At 54.4% G+C, this 3729-nt stretch carries 6 protein-coding genes; all 6 read left to right on the forward strand.

What is annotated here, in order from left to right; all coding sequences use genetic code 11:
• Positions 1 to 26: 26 nt before the first annotated feature.
• Genes rpsK through rplM form a run of 6 tightly spaced genes read left to right on the forward strand, consistent with a single transcriptional unit; the run spans position 27 to position 3705 of the window.
• Positions 27 to 383 (forward strand): 30S ribosomal protein S11, encoded by a 357-nt coding sequence (gene rpsK, locus VAE48_RS03475; RefSeq protein WP_322791930.1) that lies wholly within the window; start codon positions 27 to 29, stop codon positions 381 to 383.
• Positions 384 to 404: 21 nt separating this feature from the next.
• The gene (gene rpsD, locus VAE48_RS03480) at positions 405 to 1049 is read left to right on the forward strand and encodes a 30S ribosomal protein S4 (protein ID WP_322791926.1); all 645 of its coding nucleotides are present in this window, start codon (positions 405 to 407) and stop codon (positions 1047 to 1049) included.
• Between the two features lie 55 nt (positions 1050 to 1104).
• Positions 1105 to 2070 carry a DNA-directed RNA polymerase subunit alpha gene (locus VAE48_RS03485; protein WP_416181018.1) on the forward strand — a complete coding sequence of 322 codons (966 nt, stop codon included), beginning with the start codon at positions 1105 to 1107 and terminating at the stop codon, positions 2068 to 2070.
• A 6-nt stretch (positions 2071 to 2076) separates the two neighbouring features.
• Complete coding sequence (gene rplQ / locus VAE48_RS03490) at positions 2077 to 2454, forward strand: 50S ribosomal protein L17 (protein ID WP_322791927.1); 378 nt, start codon at positions 2077 to 2079, stop codon at positions 2452 to 2454.
• Positions 2455 to 2483: 29 nt separating this feature from the next.
• Complete coding sequence (truA, locus tag VAE48_RS03495; RefSeq protein ID WP_322791928.1) at positions 2484 to 3287, forward strand: tRNA pseudouridine(38-40) synthase TruA; 804 nt, start codon at positions 2484 to 2486, stop codon at positions 3285 to 3287.
• On the forward strand, positions 3280 to 3705 hold the full coding sequence (gene rplM / locus VAE48_RS03500) for a 50S ribosomal protein L13 (RefSeq protein WP_322791929.1): 426 nt from the start codon (positions 3280 to 3282) through the stop codon (positions 3703 to 3705). Before truA ends, rplM begins: the two co-directional genes overlap by 8 nt.
• Positions 3706 to 3729: the final 24 nt, after the last annotated feature.

The following is a 3729-nucleotide window of genomic DNA, read 5'->3' on the forward strand; positions in this document are numbered from 1 at the left end:
TGCGCCGGTCAAGCGCTCCCCGAAAGGTGAAGCGCACGCTGTCCTCAGCGCAGGTTCATATTTATGCGTCGTTCAATAATACAATTGTGACGGTAACGGATCAGCAGGGCAATGCTGTCTGCTGGGCAAGCGCCGGTTCAGCCGGGTTCAAGGGCTCCCGCAAGAGCACCCCGTTTGCCGCTCGTTTGGCTGCCGAACAGGCTCTCAAAGCGGCTCAGGCAATGGGTGTGCAGGAAGTGGATATCGTAGTCAAAGGACCCGGACCGGGCCGCGAATCGGCGATTCGGGCTGTGCAAGGGATGGGCATCAAGGTGCGCTCCATTGCGGACGTTACACCGGTGCCGCATAACGGCTGCCGGCCTCCCAAGAAACGCCGCGTCTAATTTATACGAGAGAGGGAAGTTATGGCGAGATACATTGGTCCGGTTTGTAAACTATGCCGGCGAGAAGGATTTAAAATGTTTTTGAAGGGTGAGCGCTGCTTTACCCCCAAGTGCGCGTTTGAACGGCGCGGCTTTGCCCCCGGTGAACACGGACGGGCAAATGCCGGTCGGGGCGGCAGTGAGCGGATGTCGGATTATGCCCGGCAGCTGCGCGCCAAGCAGACGGCCCGCCGCACCTATGGAATTCTGGAACGGCAGTTCCGCCGCTATTTCAATGTTGCCTTGAAAAAACGTGGTCTGACCGGTTTGAACCTGCTGCAAACCCTTGAATTGCGTTTGGACAATGTGGTCTTTCGCATGGGGTTTGCTGAAAACCGCGCGCAGGCTCGCCAGCTGGTGACGCATGGCCATTTTCTGGTCAATGGTCGCCGCACGGATGTACCTTCCATGCTGCTCAAACCCGGTGACAAAATTGAAGTGCGTGAAGGTTCCCGAACAAAACCGTTCTTCAAGGAATTACCGGATTATGCGGAAAAGCGCAATTGCGCAATGTGGCTGGAACGGGATGTGCGTAACTTGAGTGGGCGGGTTTTGCGCCTGCCCGAACGGGCTGAAATTGATGGCAATCTCAACGAACAGTTGATCGTTGAGTACTACTCGAGGTAATGCCATTGTCCTGTTTGGCTGATTTTTGTAGCTGTGCATCGGAAAGGGGTGAACCTTGTCTGTAATAACCAATATGGTCAAACCGAAAATCGAGCGTGAACATGAGGCTCGAAATTATGGGAAGTTCGTTATCAGCCCGCTGGAACGCGGCTACGGCGTCACCCTTGGCAATGCACTTCGGCGGGTACTGCTGTCGTCGTTGGAAGGGGCAGCGGTAACTTCAATCCGGATTTCGGATGTGTTGCATGAGTTCAGCGACATCCCCGGCGTTCGCGAAGATGTGATTCAGGTCATGCTGCAGATCAAGCAGCTCCGGTTGGTGCTGCACGACGTGGAAAGTTCCCATCTTCATCTGGATGTGCGTGGGGCAGGTACGGTAACTGCTGCGGATATTCAGGTGCCGGCGGAGGTTGAGATTGTCAATCCAGACCTGTATCTTTTTACAGTGGATGACAGCCGAACCCGTCTGGAAATTGACATGACTGTGGAACGCGGGCGAGGCTACTCGCCGGCGGGTGACCGCAGTGGACGGCTGCCGATTGGGGAACTGCCGGTGGATGCCATTTTCAGCCCAGTACGGCGCGTGAACTTCAATGTGGCTGCTGCCCGGGTAGGACAGAATACCAATTACGAGCGGTTGATTCTGGAAATCTGGACGGATGGTACGATATCTCCGGAGAGCGCGCTGGGAACAGCATCCAAGATTTTGATTGACCATCTGCGGCTGATTTCTGGCATCAGTGAAGAAGTGTTTGCGGCAGTTCCGGAACGCGAAATAAGCGGCAGCCGTTTGACGAGTGAAGCCGCTGAAACCCCCATCGAAAATCTGGACCTCTCGGTGCGGGTGTTCAACTCGCTCAAACGAACCGGCATCACCACCGTGGGTGATGTGCTGGAACTGCTCGAAAAAGGCAGCGAAGCGGTCATGTCCATCCGAAACTTTGGAGAAAAAAGTCTGGATGAATTACGCCAGAAGATGCGGGAAAAAGGGTTCCTGCCAAACGATAACGAGACGGAGTAAGGAATTATGCGCCATAAAGTTGCTGGTTTTAAACTGGGACGGTCAAAGGATCAGCGCAAGGGATTGCGCCGAACTTTGATCAAACAGTTCTTTACTCACGAACGGATGAAAACCACCCGTGCCAAAGCGCTGGCAGTTCGCGGCGAAGCCGAGCGAATGATTACGATTGCGAGGCGAAGCGCCAACGGCAGTGACCTCGAAAAGGTCAATGCCCGCCGACTGGTTGCGGCACGCCTGGGTGACCCGATTGTGGTGAAGAAATTATTTGATGAAATTGCGCCGCGGTACGCCAATCGCAATGGCGGTTATACGCGGATGTTCAAGCTGGGACCGCGGCAGGGTGATGCTGCCGAGATGGTTCTGCTTGAGCTGGTTGAGGATTAAGAACCCGCCGGTCTCATTTCCGGTTCGGGATGGCACGTTACCAGATTATCATCGCCTACGACGGCACACACTTCCAGGGCTTTCAACGGCAGGGAAGCAGCCGGACGGTACAGGCAGAAGTTGAGGCAGCGCTGCGTTCGCTGGGCTGGCAGGATGAAAGTATCCTGTACGCCGGGCGCACCGATAGCGGAGTGCATGCCATGGGTCAGGTGATTGCATTTGATCTGGACTGGCGGCACAATCCACAGCAATTGTTGAAAGCGCTGAATGCCTCGCTTCCTGAGGATGTGGCAGCACGCAGCGTACAGGTCGTGCGTAATCATTTTCATCCGCGCTACCATGCGCTCGCTCGCCAGTATCTTTACCGCCTGTACTGCGAGGAGGAACGTGATCCGTTGCGGGAACGCTACATGTGGCGGGTTTGGCCCGAAGTGCAGGCAGAATTGCTGCATCAGGCCGCCAACCGGCTGCTCGGTGAACATGATTTTGCGGCGTTTGGATCACCTCTACGACCAGGAGGCAGCACCATCCGCCGGGTTTACCGGGCAGAATGGCAGCAAACCGCAAAGAAAGAATGGACTTTTCGGATCACGGCGAATGCTTTTCTCTATCGAATGGTGCGCAGGCTGGTGTTTTTGCAAGTCCGGGTTGGGCAGCAACAATTGTCCTTAGAACAGTTTGAGGCTGCTCTCCAAATCCCACAGCCCCTTTTACCTGGGCTGGCAAAACCAAATGGTCTGTATCTGGAATGGGTGCAGTACGAGGAGAATGATTTGAAATCTGAAGGGTTAATCAAAACCTTATCTGTCAGTGGAGAAGAGGACTGTGGATAAGACTTACGTCATAAAAGGAACACCTGAATCAAAGTGGGTATTGGTGGATGCCAGAGGTCAAAATTTGGGGCGGCTGGCAACCCAAATTGCCCGCTACCTGCTCGGTAAGCATAAACCCACCTTCACCCCGGGCGTAGCCATGGGTGATTATGTGGTGGTGATCAATGCGCAGCAACTGGATATTGCCGACAAGCGGTTGGATACCAAGTTCTACTACAAGCATTCCAACTACCCTGGTGGATTGAAAGTTGTGGGTATGCGGGATCAATTGAACCGCCATCCTGACCGGGTTATCCGAGCTGCGGTGTGGGGCATGCTGCCACATAACAAACTGGGTCGCAAGTTGATCAAGCGTTTGAAAATTTATGCTGGCAGCGAACATCCGCACGAAGCGCAAAAGCCAGAGCCTGTTGCATAAAGGAGTGGGCAAGATATGTCTGTT

The sequence above is a fragment of the Bellilinea sp. genome (assembly GCF_034432615.1).
GTDB lineage: Bacteria > Chloroflexota > Anaerolineae > Anaerolineales > Anaerolineaceae > Bellilinea.

Coding starts and splice junctions, on each gene's coding strand:
- rpsD (WP_322791926.1), top strand. CDS start 405: ATGGCGAGATACATTGGTCCGGTTTGTAAACTATGCCGGCGAGAAGGA.
- truA (WP_322791928.1), top strand. CDS start 2,484: ATGGCACGTTACCAGATTATCATCGCCTACGACGGCACACACTTCCAG.
- rplQ (WP_322791927.1), top strand. CDS start 2,077: ATGCGCCATAAAGTTGCTGGTTTTAAACTGGGACGGTCAAAGGATCAG.